This is a genomic window from Pseudomonas sp. KBN10P06128 (assembly GCF_037574945.1).
In the GTDB taxonomy this organism is placed as follows: Bacteria; Pseudomonadota; Gammaproteobacteria; order Pseudomonadales; family Pseudomonadaceae; genus Pseudomonas; species Pseudomonas aeruginosa.
Window position 1 is genome coordinate 2,703,752 of the sequence record NZ_JBBELR010000001.1, and the last position, 15,650, is coordinate 2,719,401.

At 65.0% G+C, this 15,650-nt stretch carries 16 protein-coding genes and 1 pseudogene; 2 read left to right on the plus strand and 15 right to left on the minus strand.

Going from position 1 to position 15,650, the window contains the following annotated elements:
• Positions 1-100: 100 nt before the first annotated feature.
• A pseudogene (locus tag VQ065_RS12865) lies at positions 101-268 on the plus strand (TetR family transcriptional regulator); the annotation flags it as partial.
• 525 nt (positions 269-793) lie between these two features.
• Here VQ065_RS12865 and mdtI read toward each other — a convergent pair.
• The 5 genes from mdtI to anr all read right to left on the minus strand — a co-directional run bounded on the left by mdtI (position 794) and on the right by anr (position 4,338).
• The gene (gene mdtI / locus VQ065_RS12870) at positions 794-1,123 is read right to left on the minus strand and encodes a multidrug/spermidine efflux SMR transporter subunit MdtI (RefSeq protein ID WP_003103934.1); all 330 of its coding nucleotides are present in this window, start codon (positions 1,121-1,123) and stop codon (positions 794-796) included.
• Positions 1,117-1,485, minus strand: coding sequence for a multidrug/spermidine efflux SMR transporter subunit MdtJ (locus tag VQ065_RS12875; RefSeq protein ID WP_003087256.1), 369 nt, complete (start codon positions 1,483-1,485; stop codon positions 1,117-1,119). The genes mdtI and VQ065_RS12875 overlap by 7 nt, the downstream gene beginning before the upstream one ends.
• Before the next feature lie 408 nt (positions 1,486-1,893).
• Positions 1,894-2,730, minus strand: a complete 837-nt coding sequence (locus VQ065_RS12880) for a metal-dependent hydrolase (protein WP_003087258.1) — start codon at positions 2,728-2,730, stop codon at positions 1,894-1,896.
• Positions 2,731-2,969: 239 nt separating this feature from the next.
• Entirely contained in the window at positions 2,970-3,518 is a 549-nt protein-coding gene (locus VQ065_RS12885; protein WP_003087259.1) for an adenine phosphoribosyltransferase, read from the minus strand.
• Positions 3,519-3,603: 85 nt separating this feature from the next.
• Positions 3,604-4,338, minus strand: a complete 735-nt coding sequence (gene anr / locus VQ065_RS12890; protein ID WP_003087262.1) for a transcriptional regulator Anr — start codon at positions 4,336-4,338, stop codon at positions 3,604-3,606.
• Between the two features lie 245 nt (positions 4,339-4,583).
• On the opposite strand from anr, the gene VQ065_RS12895 reads away from it, so the two are divergent.
• Positions 4,584-5,051 carry a hypothetical protein gene (locus tag VQ065_RS12895; protein WP_003087264.1) on the plus strand — a complete coding sequence of 156 codons (468 nt, stop codon included), beginning with the start codon at positions 4,584-4,586 and terminating at the stop codon, positions 5,049-5,051.
• A 48-nt stretch (positions 5,052-5,099) separates the two neighbouring features.
• Here VQ065_RS12895 and hemN read toward each other — a convergent pair whose 3' ends face one another.
• From hemN to ccoN, 10 genes are all read right to left on the minus strand, one after another.
• Positions 5,100-6,482, minus strand: a complete 1,383-nt coding sequence (gene hemN / locus VQ065_RS12900) for an oxygen-independent coproporphyrinogen III oxidase (protein WP_003087267.1) — start codon at positions 6,480-6,482, stop codon at positions 5,100-5,102.
• Between the two features lie 127 nt (positions 6,483-6,609).
• The gene (locus tag VQ065_RS12905) at positions 6,610-7,293 is read right to left on the minus strand and encodes a sulfite exporter TauE/SafE family protein (RefSeq protein ID WP_003087270.1); all 684 of its coding nucleotides are present in this window, start codon (positions 7,291-7,293) and stop codon (positions 6,610-6,612) included.
• The gene (ccoS, locus tag VQ065_RS12910; protein ID WP_003087273.1) at positions 7,286-7,495 is read right to left on the minus strand and encodes a cbb3-type cytochrome oxidase assembly protein CcoS; all 210 of its coding nucleotides are present in this window, start codon (positions 7,493-7,495) and stop codon (positions 7,286-7,288) included. The genes VQ065_RS12905 and ccoS overlap by 8 nt, the downstream gene beginning before the upstream one ends.
• On the minus strand, positions 7,474-9,909 hold the full coding sequence (locus VQ065_RS12915; RefSeq protein ID WP_003087277.1) for a heavy metal translocating P-type ATPase: 2,436 nt from the start codon (positions 9,907-9,909) through the stop codon (positions 7,474-7,476). Before VQ065_RS12915 ends, ccoS begins: the two co-directional genes overlap by 22 nt.
• Positions 9,906-10,445, minus strand: coding sequence for a FixH family protein (locus VQ065_RS12920; RefSeq protein WP_003103941.1), 540 nt, complete (start codon positions 10,443-10,445; stop codon positions 9,906-9,908). Before VQ065_RS12920 ends, VQ065_RS12915 begins: the two co-directional genes overlap by 4 nt.
• Before the next feature lie 11 nt (positions 10,446-10,456).
• Positions 10,457-11,872 (minus strand): cytochrome c oxidase accessory protein CcoG, encoded by a 1,416-nt coding sequence (ccoG, locus tag VQ065_RS12925; protein ID WP_003087288.1) that lies wholly within the window; start codon positions 11,870-11,872, stop codon positions 10,457-10,459.
• Positions 11,873-12,090: 218 nt separating this feature from the next.
• Positions 12,091-13,047, minus strand: coding sequence for a cytochrome-c oxidase, cbb3-type subunit III (ccoP, locus tag VQ065_RS12930; RefSeq protein ID WP_003087292.1), 957 nt, complete (start codon positions 13,045-13,047; stop codon positions 12,091-12,093).
• Positions 13,044-13,229, minus strand: coding sequence for a CcoQ/FixQ family Cbb3-type cytochrome c oxidase assembly chaperone (locus VQ065_RS12935; RefSeq protein ID WP_003087298.1), 186 nt, complete (start codon positions 13,227-13,229; stop codon positions 13,044-13,046). Before VQ065_RS12935 ends, ccoP begins: the two co-directional genes overlap by 4 nt.
• A gap of 5 nt (positions 13,230-13,234) precedes the next feature.
• On the minus strand, positions 13,235-13,846 hold the full coding sequence (ccoO, locus tag VQ065_RS12940; RefSeq protein ID WP_003087303.1) for a cytochrome-c oxidase, cbb3-type subunit II: 612 nt from the start codon (positions 13,844-13,846) through the stop codon (positions 13,235-13,237).
• A 14-nt stretch (positions 13,847-13,860) separates the two neighbouring features.
• The gene (gene ccoN, locus VQ065_RS12945) at positions 13,861-15,288 is read right to left on the minus strand and encodes a cytochrome-c oxidase, cbb3-type subunit I (protein WP_003087306.1); all 1,428 of its coding nucleotides are present in this window, start codon (positions 15,286-15,288) and stop codon (positions 13,861-13,863) included.
• Between the last annotated feature and the right edge of the window lie 362 nt (positions 15,289-15,650).

The window sequence follows — 15,650 nt, forward strand, 5'->3', positions numbered from 1 at the left end:
ATCTGTATACTTCAGGGTCAAGCCAACCTTAGGTAGGGTCGGCGCGACGCAACGGCCGAACTTGTGGCGCATGGAAACAACCAGGTGGAACATGAGCGATATGAACGAAACGAAGGACAGGGTTGCCGACGCTCCCGGCAAACGCGCCTTGCTGGAGGCGGCCTTGCGCCTGGGCAGCAGCAGCCGCAGCCTGGGGGCCATCGGCTTGCGCGAGCTGGCGCGCGAGGCGGGCCTGAATCCGAACACCTTCTATCGGCATTTCCGCGATATCGACGATCTTGGCCTGACCATGATCCGCGACATCTCTACCCAGCTGCGCCAGCCGCTGCGCCAGCTTCGCCGCGAGGCCGCGACTCGTGCGGCGCCCAGCGCCCGAGCGCAGACGACGCCGTTCGGGCTGGACCTGGAAAGGGGGCGGCGGGTCTGCCGGGAGACGGTGCGGCTGTTCTTCGACTTCGTGGAGAGCAATCCCGCCGCGTTCATCGTCGGCGTGCGCGAACTGCATGGGGCTTCGCCGGTGCTGCGTGGTGCCCTGCGTCAGATCATGGATGAGTTCGCCGAGGACATGTCGGAGGACATCATCGAATTCAGGTTGTTGCCGGCGGTGAGCGAGGCGACCATCCGCCGCCTCTCCAGCCTGATCGGCCGCCAGCTGTTTCAGTTGTCGCTGGACTATATCGGCCAGCCGGAGCGGCGTCGGGAAATCTGCGCCCTGGGTGAGGAACAGATACTGCTGTTGTTCACCGGCGCCGCGGTCCTGCAGATGATGGGCGTTTCGTTGGACGCCGAGGCGTCAGGCCAGCTTGAGCAGGCTCATGCCGGCCAGCAGCAGCAACAGGCCGAGCCAGCCGCGCCAGGCCAGGCGCTGGCCGAACAGCGCCCAGCCCATGGCGACGGTGGCGAGGATGCCGAAGCCGCCCCAGATCGCATAGGCGAGTGACAGCTCGATGTCCTTCACCGCCTGCGCCAGCGCGGTGAAGGCGGCCATCACGCAGAGGATCGAGGCGATCCCGAGGCCGCGCCTGCGGAAACCGTCGGAGTATTTCAACAGCAGGTTGGCGACGACCTCGAGGGCGATCGCCAGGCCGAGCCAGGCGAAGGGAATCCAGTTCAGGGTCAGCATGTGACGGCCTCCCCACGGGGCTGCGCCGGCGTGCCGCTGGCGTTGCGGGTGCCGGACTTGATCAGCAGGATGCCGGCGATCATCACGCCGAGGCCGACGGCCTTGTACAGGCCGATGCTTTCGCCCAGCCAGGCGACGCTGACCGCCGTGATCAGGACGATGCCAATGCCTTCCCAAAGGGCGTAGGCGACTCCGACGGGGACACGCTTGACCGCCAGGGCGAGGAAGAAATAGGACAGGCCGATCATCCCGTACATCAGCAGCATGCCTGCGACAGGGGCGTGGGTGGCGGCCAGTTTCATCGAGGTGGTGCCGATCACTTCGGCGCCGATAGCCAGTAACAGATAGATCCAGGAACGCATGTTGCCCTCCCATGGGCACCGCGGAATGGAGGCCGCGGCCAAAGATGACGAAGAGCGGTGGCGAGGGGCGGGAAAGACCCCGAAGCGCAGGGGCGGTCGCCACCGACAGCAGGTGTCGAGGGAGGGAGCTAGAGGTCGCCGGTCCAGTGACGCTCGCGGGAGACCAGACGGGAAGTGGGGAGAGGTAATGCCTTAGTGTTCAACATAATGAACATGATATTACCTCAGGGCATCGTAAAAAGCCAATCGATAGGAATTGACTAATTATTTCCTCCGTAAAATGGCGGATTCAGGAACGGTAGTCGAAACGGAGGCTTTTCCGTGTGCAATATCCTGTTCTTCTCTCGAATAAGAAACGCCAGGCGGGGCCTGGCGTCGGGGGCGGAGCGGCACTGGCGGAGGCGGGCTTCAATCGGCGAAGGCCAGTTTGTCCTTCCAGTATTTCTCCAGTTTCGCGGTGTCGTGGTCGCTGGGGTGGAAGCCCGGCCGGTAGTAGTCCAGGTAGGGCAGCAGCAGGCGGGTGAAGAAGCCCTTGCGCAGGCCGAACAGGGTGCCCAGGCCATGCTTCCAGGAGCGCCAGTTGAACAATTGGCCGTCCTTGCGTAGCAGGTCGAGCTGGAACCAGCCGATGACGCCGAAGAACATCAGGGTGGTCAGCATCATCACCAGAACCCGGGTGAAGTAGCCGCCGTAGACTTTCTGGTACACATCGTAGGCGACATTCTTGTGTTCGTTCTCCTCGATGGCATGCCACATCCACAGCTTGTACATCTTCGGCGACTGCATCTGGATGGTCAGGTCTTCGCGCTTGAGCAGCTGCGCGGCCATGGTCGCGGTGAAATGCTCGAGGGCGCAGGTGATCGCCAACTGGTGTTTCCTGGTGGTGACCTTGCTGACGTTTTCCAGCAGGACCTTGATCCGCAGTTCGAGGCACTCCAGGTCGACCCCGTGCTCCTCGGCATATTCGTTGTAGGCGGCATGCTCCTTGGAGTGCATCGCCTCCTGGCCGATGAAGGCGCTGACGTCCTTCTTCAGTTGCGGATCCTCCAGGCGGTCGCGCACCGCGCGCACGCTATCGACGAAGAATTTTTCGCCGTAGGGGAAGAGCGAGGACAGGTTGTTCATGAACTGGGTCATGAAGGGTTGGCCGTCCCACCAGTACTTCGGGGTTTCGCTGAAGCTGAAATCCATCCGCCGCACGGGGAAATTGGCGCGAACCGGGGAGGCGGTGCCAGTGGCAGTCATGGCTAACTCCTTTTGTTGTTCTGGGGAGGGGAAACGCACAGGTTTCCTCGGGTTCCCTATGGCGAGTTCGCTATAACACCTCTGAATGTGTCATTAGCTGATGTAATTATTGCAGGATTGTCCAACAGCGGGAGGTCATTTCTGGCCATTTCGAAGTCATTAATGGCCAGGTCGGCTCGACCAGACGGAAGATGGGGCGCAAGGAGCGAACGCGGGGCGCCAGGGCGCGCCCCGGCGTATCAACGCTCGTCGAGAGCGAACGCGGTGAGACTGAAGGTGGAGATGCCGGCGTCCTGCAGGCGAGTGGAGCCGCCGAGTTCCGGCAGGTCGATGATCGCCGCGGCCTCGAAGACCCTGGCCCCGAGGCGTCGTACCAGGCTCGCGGCCGCCAGCAGGGTCCCGCCGGTGGCGATGAGGTCGTCGAAGATCAGTACGCTGTCGCCTTCGCAGAGGCTGTCGGCATGTACTTCGAGGAAGGCCTCGCCGTATTCGGTCTGGTAGCCCTCGGCGAGTACGTCGGCGGGCAGCTTGCCCTGCTTGCGGAACAGGACCAGCGGCTTGTTCAGCGCATAGGCCACCGCCGAGCCGATGAGGAAGCCACGGGCATCCATGGCGCCGATGTGGCTGAAATCGGCCTCGATGTAGCGCTGGACGAAGCTGTCCACGGTCATGCGTAGCGCGCGCGGCGACTGGAACAGCGGGGTGATGTCGCGGAACACCACGCCGGGCTTGGGAAAGTCCGGCACGGCGCGGATCTGCGACTTGAGGGTGAACTCGTCGAAAATCATGGAAGATCCTGGGCTGGGCGTTTTTCGGGGCCCATCATACAACGGGCCCGCGCTGAGGCGGGCCCGTTGGCGGTTCGCAGGCGCTTCAGCCTTCCAGCTGGCCGCCGGCGAGGGCGCACAGCTCGATGGAGTCGAGGATGTGCACTTCCTTGCCTTCCGCGCTGATCAGGCCGTTCTGCTGGAAGCGGGTGAAGACCCGCGACACGGTTTCCACGGCCAGGCCGAGATAGTTGCCGATCTCGTTGCGCGACATGGCCAGGCGGAACTGCTGGGCGGAGAAGCCACGGGCACGGAAGCGCGCCGACAGGTTGACCAGGAAGGTGGCGATGCGCTCGTCGGCAGTCTTCTTCGACAGCAGCAGCATCATCTGCTGGTCATCGCGGATTTCCCGGCTCATCAGACGCATCAGTTGACGGCGCAGTTGCGGCAGCTGCTCGGACAGTTCGTCCAGGCGCTCGAAGGGAATCTCGCAGACCGAGGTGGTTTCCAGAGCCTGGGCGGATACCGGATAGGTCTCGGTATCCATCCCGGACAGGCCGACCAGCTCGCTGGGCAGGTGGAAGCCGGTGATCTGCTCTTCGCCGGCATCGGTGATGCTGAAGGTTTTCAGGGCGCCGGAGCGCACGGCAAAGACCGAGCCGAAAGGATCGCCCTGGCGGAACAGGAATTCGCCTTTCTTCAGGGGACGACCGCGCTTGACGATCTCGTCCAGCGAATCCATGTCTTCCACGGTCAGCGACAGGGGGAGGCACAGCGGGGCCAGACTGCAATCCTTGCAGTGTGCTTGGGGCAGTGCGCGCACCTTGATGGTTTCGGCCATTGAGGGGTCCTTGCTAGGTTAAAGGCACAACAGGAGTAAGGGTAACGCAGCCGCGATGCGGGTGCCAGCCATAGGTCTGGCAACGACCATTTCTGACAGGCCGATGGCGTTTCCAATCAGTGACTTGCGTCAAACAGCTGCGACTACCTGTCGCACCCTGTCAAGGGGCGACGAAAAGGGGGCTCAAGTTCGCGACGCGTGGGCCGATCCAATGGAAGAATTCCATTTTTCCCGGAGTGACTGGAATGTTGACCCTCAGTGGCTGGATCACCACCCAGGTGCCGCCCTCATCGCGCGCCGCCGCGGACGCCAAGGCCGCGCGGACCGGCACCGCCGAGCAGGCGGAAGACCCGGCCGCCGGTACCGACGCCGCCGATCAGCATGTACGGCTTTCCCAGGCAGGGCGCGAGCTGGCCGCCACCATGGGGGTGCCGGTGGAGGAGGAGGACGAGGATATCCCGCAGGAGTTGCGGCCGATGGTGAAGATGATCCGCGAGTTGAAGAAGAAGATCGAGGAGAAGCTCAGGGAGCTGCAGGAGGCCATGAGGTCGTCCGATCCGGGGGCGAAGGAGGCTCGCGTGCCTGAGTTGCAGAAGGAGTTGCAACAACTCAACTCCGCCCTGCAGACGGCAACGGCAGCGATGGCATCGGCCATCAAGGAGATGGGTATCAGCGACCCGGCGCTGATCATGAAGGTCATGGGCAGCCGGTAGAAGGGGCGGGGATTCACCGCCCTGTCGTGCGGGCAGGGCGGTGCGCTTTCAGATCACCCGGGAGAAGCGCTGCCGGTTGAGGCTGGGCAGGTAGCGGTCGAACAGCATGCAGATCGAACGCACCAGCAGACGCCCGGAGGAGGTGATGTCGATGCCCTTGGCGTCCAGGCGGATCAGGCCGTCGGCGGCGAAGCGTTCGAGGTCGGGCCACAGCTCGGCGAAGTAGCTGCGGAAGTCGATGCCGAACTCCGTCTCGATATCCTCGAAGGCCAGTTCGAAGTGACAGATCAGTTGCTGGATCACCGCGCGCCGCACCCGGTCGTCGCTGTTGCAGTGCAGGCCGCGGCGGATCGCCAACTGGCCGTTGTCGAGGCTGGTCTGGTAGTCGTTGATGTCGCTGCTGTTCTGACTGTAGAGGTCGCCGATCTGGCTGATCGCCGAGACCCCGAGACCTACCAGGTCGCAATGCCCGTGGGTGGTGTAGCCTTGGAAGTTGCGTTGCAGGGTGCCGTCTTCCTGGGCGCTGGCCAGCTCGTCGTCGGGCAGGGCGAAGTGATCCATGCCGATATAGCGGTAGCCCGCCGCGGCGAGTTGCTCGGTGGTGCGCTGGAGCATTTCCAGCTTCTGGCCCGGGCTCGGCAGGTCGTCGGCGTTGATCCGCCGCTGCGGCATGAAACGCTCGGGCAGGTGGGCATAGTTGAACACCGAGAGGCGATCCGGCTGTAGCGCGATCACTTCGTCGACCGTGCGGGCGAAGCTGTCCGGCGTCTGTTTCGGCAGTCCGTAGATCAGGTCGAGGTTGATCGAGCGGTACTGCAGGGTGCGCGCGGCCTCGACGATGGTACGGGTCTCCTCCGGGGTCTGCATGCGGTTGACCGCCTTCTGCACCTCCATGTCGAAGTCCTGTACGCCGAGGCTGACGCGGTTGAAACCGAGTTCGCGGAGCAGGCCCATGGTCGACCAGTCGGCCTCGCGCGGGTCGATCTCGATGCCGTAGTCGCCCGAATCGTCGTCCAGCAGGTTGAGGTGGGTGCGCAATTGCGACATGAGTTCGCGCAACTGGCCGGGACTGAGGAAGGTCGGGGTTCCGCCACCGAAGTGCAGTTGCTCGACCACCTGCTCGCGGGAGAGGTGGCGGCTGACGATCTCGATCTCGCGGACCAGGCGCGCGAGGTACGGCGCGCTGCGCCCGCGATCCTTGGTGATCACCTTGTTGCAGGCGCAGTAGTAGCAGATGTTGGCGCAGAACGGGATGTGCACGTAGAGCGACAGGGGGTGTCCGGCCTTCCGGCTGTCGCGCAGGGCGTGCAACTGGTCGAACGGGCCGATGCCTTCGTGGAACTGCACGGCGGTCGGATAGGAGGTGTAACGCGGGCCGGAAAGGTCGTAGCGCCGAATCAGGTCAGCGTCCCAGCGAATGGTGTCGAGCATGCCAGAGATCCCCAGTTGGCGAGCTTTAGTCGGGAAGTCTAGGGACTGCGCCGGGAAGGCCTGTTGATTTGTATCAAGCGGGTGAATGTATACAGGATGTGTCGCCCGATGTTGGGACGGGCGTCCGTCAATGCCCCATCAGCCAGGCCTGGTGCGGTCCTGGGAGGGTCCAGAGGCCGAAGAGGATGACCATCAGGCCGCCCACGATGCGTACGCCGCGACGGCGCAGCAGGGCGGTCACCCGTTCGGCGGCCATGCCGGTGGCCAGCAGAACCGGCCAGGTGCCGAGGCCGAACGCCAGCATCAGCAGCGCGCTGTCCAGTGCCGATCCCTGGCTGGTGGCCCAGAGCAGGGTGCTGTAGACCAGCCCGCAGGGCAGCCAGCCCCAGATCGCTCCGAGCAGCAGGGCTCGTGGCAGGCTGGAGACCGGCAGCAGGCGCCGGGCGAAGGGTTCCAGGTGGCGCCAGAGACCGCGACCGAGCGCCTCGACGCGGGTCAGGCCGCTCCACCAGCCGGCCAGGTAGAGTCCCATGGCGATCAGCAGCAGCCCGGCGACCACCCGCAGCGCGCCGGCCAACGGGGTGCGCGCCACCGCCCAGCCGGCCAGGCCGAGCAGCAGGCCGGCGCAGGCGTAGCTGAGGATGCGGCCGAGGTTGTAGGCCAGCAGCAGGCGCAGACGACGGCCGCGCTGTTCGGCGGGAATGGCCAGGGTCAGGGCGCCCATCAGGCCGCCGCACATGCCCAGGCAGTGGCCTCCCCCGAGCAGGCCGAGGATCAGCGCGGAAACCAGCAACGGCGCCAGTTCAGCCACGCGGTCGGTCCTCGGGTTTCGACGGCTTCTCCGCTTCGTCGACGCCGGCCTGGTGCTTCGGGTCTTCGTCGTCGAAGAGAATGCTGTGGGCGGGGCCGTCGAGATCGTCGTACTGGCCGCTGTCCACCGCCCAGAAGAACACGTAGATGGCGATGGCGACGATGACGATCGCGACGGGGATCAGGATGTAGAGCGCGGCCATACGGACCTCGGCGAAGGGATTCGGGTCAGCCGCAGGGCGTTGACCACCACCAGCAGCGAACTGACCGACATGCCGATCGCCGCCCAGCCCGGGGTGATCCAGCCGAGCGCGGCGAAGGGCAGGACCAGGCCATTGTACAGGCTGGCCCAGGCCAGGTTCTCGATGATGATATGGCGGGTGCGGCGCGCCAGCCGGAAAGCCTGCACCAGGCTGTCCAGGCGGTTGGACAGGAGCACCGCGTCGGCGCTGGTCTTGGCCAGGTCGGTGGCGCTGCCCATGGCGACGCTGATGTCGGCACCGGCGAGCACCGGTACGTCGTTGACTCCGTCGCCGAGCATCAGCACCCGGCGGCCCTCGCCGTGCAGGCGTTCGAGCATGGCCAGCTTGTCGTCCGGGGTCAGGCCGCCGCGGGCTTCGTCGATGCCCAGTTCGGCAGCGACGCTGGCGACCATCGGCGAGGCGTCGCCGGATAGCAGGAGGGTGCGCCAGCCGCGCGCCTTGCAGGCGGCGAGCAGGGCGGGGGCGTCGCTGCGCAGGCGGTCGTCGAGACCGAACCAGGCCAGCGGTCCCTGCTCGTCGCCGAGCAGCAGCCACTGTCCGGAGTCGCCGGGCATCGCGGGCGTGGCGCTGCCGCCCAGGTTGCTGACGAAGGCGGCCTGGCCGATGCGCAGGCGGCGGCCTTCCACCAGGCCTTCGAGACCCAGTCCCGGATGGCTTGCGACGCTGTCGGCGGCCTCCGGCGCACGGCCGAAGGCGCGGGCGATGGGGTGTTCGGAACGGTTCTCGAGGGCGGCGGCGAGGGCCAGGCAGCGATCCGCGTCGAGATCGCGCAGGGGTAGCACCTGCTTGAGCGTCAGGCGGCCTTCGGTGAGGGTGCCGGTCTTGTCGAAGATTACCGTGTCGATGTGGTTCAGCCCTTCCAGCACGTGCCCGCGCGTGATCAGCAGGCCGAGCTTGTGCAGGCTGCCGGTGGCCGCGGTGAGCGCGGTGGGCGTGGCCAGCGATAGGGCGCAGGGGCAGGTGGCGACCAGCAGCGACAGCACCACCCAGAAGGCGCGCTGGTGGTCGACCTGCCACCATAGCGCGCCGACCGCTGCGGCGACCAGCAGGACGATGAGCAGGAACCACTGCGCCACCTTGTCGGCCAGTTCCGCCAGGCGCGGCTTGTCCGCCTGGGCGCGTTCCAGCAGGCGGACAATGGCCGACAGGCGGCTGTCGTCGCCAAGGGCGCCGACCTCGACGGTCAGCGGCCCCTCGACGTTCAGGGTACCGCCGGTGACGGCGTCGCCGGCCTGGCGTGGATGGGGCAGGTACTCGCCGGTGAGCAGCGACTCGTCGACGCTGGACTGGCCGTCGAGGATCACTCCGTCGGCCGGCAGCACGGCGCCTGGCGGTACCAGTACGCGGTCGCCGACGCGCAGTTCGCTGAGCAGGATGCGCTCGCCCTGGTTGGCGGCGTCCAGGCGCAGGCAGGACGCCGGCAGCAGGTTGACCAGTTGCGCGGTGGAGGCGGCGGTGCGCTCCCGCGCCCGGCGTTCGAGGTAGCGGCCGGCGAGGAGGAACAGGGCGAACATGCCGACCGCGTCGAAATACAGCTCGCCCTGGCCGGTGATCGTCGACCAGATGCCGGCGACGTAGGCGCCGCCGATCGCCAGCGACACCGAGACGTCCATGGTCAGGTGGCGGGTGCGCAGGTCGCGCAGGGCGCCACGGAAGAACTGGCCGCAGCAGTAGAAGACGATCGGCGTGGTGAGGATCAGGCTGACCCAGCGCAGGATGCGGTCCATGCCGGCGGAAAGGTCGAGGTTGAATTCCGGCCAGGTCGCCATCACCGCCATCATCACCTGGATCCACAGCAGCCCGGCGACACCGAGCTGGCGCAGGGCGCGGCGGTTCTCCATGGCCAGGCGCTCGGTGGCGCGGTCGGGTTGGTAGGGATGGCCGGCATAGCCGATCTGGCGCAGTTCGCCGAGCAACTGGCTGAGCGGCAGCTGGCTGTCCTGCCAGCGCACGTGCAGGCGATGGTTGGACAGGTTGAGCCGCGCCTCGGCCACGCCAGGCAACTGGCGCAGGTGCTTCTCGATCAGCCAGCCGCAGGCGGCGCAACTGATGCCTTCGATCATCAGGCTGGTTTCCGCCAGCTCGCCCTCATGGCGGACGAAGCCGCCCTGTACGTCCGGGCGGTCGTAGAGCTGCAACTCCTCGCTGAGCGCCTTGGGCAATGCCTCGGGATTGGCGGCGTTTTCGCTGCGGTGCCGGTAGTAGCTTTCCAGGCCGCCGGCGACGATGGCCTCGGCCACCGCCTGGCAGCCCGGACAGCACATGGCCCGCGTCTCGCCGAGCACGCGGGCCTCGAAGCGGCTGCCGGCGGGGACCGGCAAGCCGCAGTGGTAGCAGGGCAGGGGGGCGCTCATGGGCGCTTCGCTTCTGCTCCCTGGAGCGGTTCGTCACCCAGCTCCATGACCACGGTCGGCGATACCACCTCTTCCTCGAACAGGCGCCACTGGCCGCTGCCTTCCTGGCCGAGCAGTTCGACGAAGCGACGGCCCTCGACGGCGTCGGTCAGTTGCCCGACGTAGCGCTCGCGGTCGGAGTTGCTGCGCAGCAGCTCCACGCGGCGGTCCTTCTCCGGCTGGGTCGGCGAGATCAGGTTGAGGGTGAGTTGCTCCGGACGGCTGTTGCCGGTCAGGCGCACTTCGACTTCGCCGGTCAGGTCGTCGACCTTGACCTTGGCGTGCACTTGCAGGCGTACGGCCAGGTTCTCGCGTTCCAGGGAGCGGTTGATGCCCTTGCCGGCCTCGTAGTAGTTGTCGGTGACCAGGGTGTCCTGGTTGCGCACCGCGATGGTGACCAGGCTCAGCCCGAGCACCACCGAGGTCGCCAGGAGGGCCACGATGAACCAGGCCCAGAAGTGTTTGTACCAGGGTTGAGGGTGGGTCTCGGACTGCATGCTCAAGTTACTCAACGGGTGCGTGGGCCAATGAAGCGACTCTTCGCTTCTTTATGGATGCTCGGGTCGTCGGCCGACTCGATGGTGAAGACGATCTCGTTGGTGGTCGAAGGCAGCTTCTCCGGCTCGATGGACAGTTCCATCGGCAGGTTGAGGATGTCGCCCGCCGCCACCTTCAGCTCGCGCCGGCCTTCCAGGGTCAGGCCTTCGAGGCCCTTGGCGCCGAGGATGTAGGTGTGGTCCTGCTGATCCTTGTTCATGATCTTCAGGCTGTACACGTTCTCGATGCGGCCGAGTTCGTTCTCGCGGTAGAGCACGCGGTCCTTGCTAACGTCGAAGCCGACCAGCGGACGCAGGACCACCGCGGTGATCAGGGCGGAGATCATCAGCACCAGGGCGATGGCGTAGCCGATCAGGCGCGGCCGGGCCAGGTGGGTCTTCTGGCCGTTGAGGTTGTGCTCGGTGGTGTAGCTGATCAGCCCTTTCGGGTAGTTCATCTTCTCCATGATGCTGTCGCAGGCGTCGATGCACGCCGCGCAGCCGATGCACTCGATCTGCAGGCCGTCGCGGATGTCGATGCCGGTCGGGCAGACCTGCACGCACATCGTGCAGTCGATGCAGTCGCCCAGGCCCTGGGCCTTGTAGTCGAGGGACTTCTTGCGCGGGCCGCGCTTCTCGCCACGACGCGGATCGTAGGAGACGATCAGGGTGTCCTTGTCGAACATCACGCTCTGGAAGCGCGCGTAGGGGCACATGTAGATGCACACCTGCTCGCGCAGCCAGCCGGCGTTGCCGTAGGTGGCCAGGGTGAAGAAGCCGACCCAGAAGTAGGCCCAGCCGTCGGCCTGGCCGGTGAGCAGCTCGGGAATCAGCTCGCGGATCGGCGAGAAGTAGCCGACGAAGGTCAGGCCGGTGACCAGGCCGATCAGCAGCCACAGGCTGTGCTTGGCGGTCTTGCGCAGCAGCTTGTTGCCGCTCATCGGGGCCTTGTCCAGCTTGATGCGCTGGTTGCGGTCGCCTTCGGTGACCTTCTCGCACCACATGTAGATCCAGGTCCATACGCTCTGCGGGCAGGTATAGCCGCACCAGACGCGACCGGCGAACACGGTGATGAAGAACAGGCCGAAGGCGCAGACGATCAGCAGCCAGGACAGCAGCATGAAGTCCTGCGGCCAGAAGGTGGCGCCGAAGATGTAGAACTTGCGCTCGGGCAGGTCCCACCAGACGGCCTGGCGGCCGCTCCAGTTGAGCCAGACGGTACCGAAGTAGAGGAGGAAGAGCGCCGCACCGCCCACCATGCGCAGTCGGCGGAAGATACCGGTGAAGGCCCGGGTGTAGATCTTCTCGCGCTTGGCGTAGAGATCGTTGTTATTGGTGTCGCCCTTGGCAGGCGGGGTGACGTCTTGAACGGGAATCTGTTTGCTCATCAGTGCGTACCACGGCAGTGGGGGGCGCCCGGCCGGTACATGCCGACAGGGTCAGAAAATAGTTGCACGCCTACTGATTATACGCCTGATCTATCAGGCTTTTTGCGGTAACTGTGCGACTTTTGGTCGCGTATTGTCCCATTCGCGCTTTTCTTTTGCACAAAATAAAACGGCGCCGGGGTTGCCGGCGCCGTCTGGGTCGTGGGGGAGGGGAGCGCTTATTCGGCGCTCTTCTCGCCGTGCGACAGGCTGTATACGTAGGCGGCCAGCAGGTGCACCTTGTCGTTGCCCAGGTGTTCCTGTTGCGCCGGCATCACGCCCTGGCGACCGTAGCGGATGGTCTGCTGCAGTTGCGCGAAGCTGGAGCCGTAGATGAACGCGCCGGGGTGGGTCAGATCGGGAGCGCCCATCGCTGGGGTGCCCTTGCCTTCCGGACCGTGGCAGGCGACGCAGGTGGTGGCGAAGACCTGCTTGCCGGCCTCGATGTCTGCCTTGGCGCCTTCCGGCAGCTTGCGGCCATCCATCTGGGTGAGGACGAAAGCGGCGACGTTCTTCACGCCTTCCTCGCCGATCACTTCACCCCAGGCCGGCATGGCGGCGTGGCGGCCAGCCATGATGGTGGTCTTGATGGTTTCCGGCTCGCCGCCCCAGCGCCAGTCGGCGTCGGTCAGGTTGGGGAAGCCGTAGGCGCCCTTGGCGTCGGAGCCGTGGCAGATCGAGCAGTTGGAGGCGAACAGGCGACCGCCCATTTTCACCGCCTGCGGATCCTTGGCGACTTCCTCGATGGGCATCGCGGCGAACTTGGCGAAGATCGGGCCGTATTTCTCGTCGGCCTTGGCCATTTCCTTTTCCCACTGGTGGACGCCGGTCCAGCCTTTTTCCTTGTCGGCGAATTCGTCGGCGGACTGGTAGCCCGGCATCAGGCCTTTCCAGGTGCCCAGGCCCGGGTACAGGGCCAGGTAGCCCACGGCGAACACCAGGGTGCCGACGAACAGCATGAACCACCACTTCGGCAGCGGGTTGTCGTACTCCTCGATGCCGTCGTAGGAGTGGCCCACGGTCTCGTCGGTGGTGCTGCTGCGCTGGCCCTTGCGGGTGGCGAAGATCAGCCAGGTCAGCGCCAGCAGGGTGCCGAGGGTGAGAGCTGTAATGTACAGACTCCAGAAGGTCGTCATTCTTTGTTACTCCTAGAAGCTTGCTCGACGTGCTTTTTGGCTTCGGGATCGTCTGCGAAGGGCAGCATCGTCGCTTCGTCGAAGCTCTTCTTGCGCTTGCCGCTGTAGGCCCAGATCACCAGGCCGATGAAGGCGACCATGATCACCACGGTGCCCAGTCCACGCAGAGTCCCGATATCCATCACACTCACCGTTTGCTCTTGATAGAGGTTCCCAGGCCTTGAAGGAACGCCACCAGGGCGTCCATCTCGGTCTTGCCCTTCACGGCTTCACGTGCACCGGCGATGTCCTCGTCGGTGTAAGGCACGCCCAGCTTGCGCAGGACTTCCATCTTGGTGGCGGTGTCCTTGCCATCAAGCTTGTTCTCTACCAGCCACGGGTAGGCAGGCATCTTCGACTCGGGCACCACGTTGCGCGGGTTGTACAGGTGCGCGCGGTGCCAGTCGTCGGAGTAACGGCCGCCGACGCGGGCCAGGTCCGGGCCGGTACGCTTGGAACCCCACAGGAACGGGTGGTCCCAGACGCTTTCACCGGCGACCGAGTAATGGCCGTAGCGTTCGGTCTCGGCACGGAACGGGCGGACCATCTGCGAGTGGCAGCCGACGCAGCCTTCGCGGATGTAGATGTCGCGACCTTCCAGTTCCAGGGCGGTACGCGGCTTCATGCCTTCGACCGGGGTATTGGTCACGTCCTGGAAGAACAGCGGCACGATCTGGGTCAGGCCGCCGATGCTGACGGCGATCACCATGAAGATGGCCAGCAGGCCGACGTTCTTCTCGAGTATTTCGTGGTTCTTCATTTACGTCGGGCTCCTCAGGCGATCTGCGCGGCGGCTTCGTATTCGGCCGGCTTGGCAGCACGCACGGTGCGCCAGGTGTTGTAGGCCATCAGCAGCATGCCGGTGAGGAAGAAACCACCGCCGATCATGCGCACGATGAAGCCCGGGTGGCTTGCGACCAGTGCTTCAACGAAGGAGTAGGTCAGGGTGCCGTCCTCGTTGACCGCGCGCCACATCAGACCCTGGGTGATGCCGTTGACCCACATCGAGGCGATGTACAGCACGGTGCCGATGGTGGCCAGCCAGAAGTGCGCGTTGATCAGGCCGATGCTGTGCATCTGCGGGCGACCGAAGACTTTCGGGATCAGGTGGTAGAGCGAGCCGATGGAGATCATCGCCACCCAGCCGAGGGCGCCGGCGTGCACGTGGCCGATGGTCCAGTCGGTGTAGTGGGAGAGGGCGTTGACGGTCTTGATCGCCATCATCGGGCCTTCGAAGGTGGACATGCCGTAGAAGGCCAGGGAGACCACCAGGAAGCGCAGGATCGGGTCGGTGCGCAGCTTATGCCAGGCGCCGGAGAGGGTCATCATGCCGTTGATCATGCCGCCCCAGCTCGGTGCCAGGAGGATCAGCGACATCACCATGCCCAGCGACTGCGCCCAGTCCGGCAGCGCGGTGTAGTGCAGGTGGTGCGGGCCGGCCCAGATGTACAGGGAGATCAGCGCCCAGAAGTGGACGATGGACAGGCGATAGGAATAGACCGGACGCTCGGCCTGCTTGGGCACGAAGTAGTACATCATGCCGAGGAAGCCGGTGGTCAGGAAGAAGCCCACGGCGTTGTGGCCGTACCACCACTGGACCATCGCATCGGTGGCGCCGGAGTAGGCGGAGTAGGACTTGAACCAGCTCACCGGCAGCGACATGTGGTTGACGATGTGCAGCATCGCCGTCACCAGGATGAAGGCACCGTAGAACCAGTTGCCCACATAGATGTGCTTGACCTTGCGCTTGACGATGGTGCCGAAGAACACGATCGCGTAGGTGATCCAGACGATCGCCAGGAGGATGGCCAGCGGCCATTCCAGTTCGGCGTATTCCTTGGAGGTGGTGAAACCCTGCGGCAGGGTCAGCACGGCGCCCACGATCACGGCCTGCCAACCCCAGAAGGTGAAGGCCGCCAGCGTGTCTGAAATCAGTCGGGCTTGCGAGGTACGTTGCACCACGTAGTACGAGGTGGCGAAGAGGGCGCACCCACCGAAGGCGAAGATCACCGCGTTGGTGTGCAGGGGGCGAAGGCGGCCGAAGCTCGTCCACGGCAGGTCGAAGTTCAATTCGGGCCATACCAGTTGGGCGGCGATCAGGACACCGAGACCCATTCCAATGACCCCCCAGACCACCGTCATAACGGCGAACTGGCGGACCACCTTATAGTTATAAGCAGTCTGACTGATTGCTGTGCTCATGCTAGGGGTTCCACGGTTAATGGACTTTTTTAGGGACAAAAAATCGGCGGCAAGTATGGAGAAAGCGGGTGGGCATTGCAACGCGCCAGGCCAGGGGCGACGCCAGTTTGATGCCTGCTTCAGAGCGCTTTCCAAGGCGGCCGTATGGCTTTCTGGCGCTATCCGGACGAGTGGGTTCGGCCGGTGAAGTTAGGTGTCCCGTCGCTCTGCCGGAGAGGGACGAATGCAGAGCAGCTTAGACGCGATTGAAAAGGAAGGGTAGGAAAGGCGTCCGCTGGTGCGACACTTCGTCGCGCCGCCTGGGACTAAGGTCTGAGACCGGGGGAAGGACCCGCGCCCGGGAGGGCGCGGGTGGGGGGAGG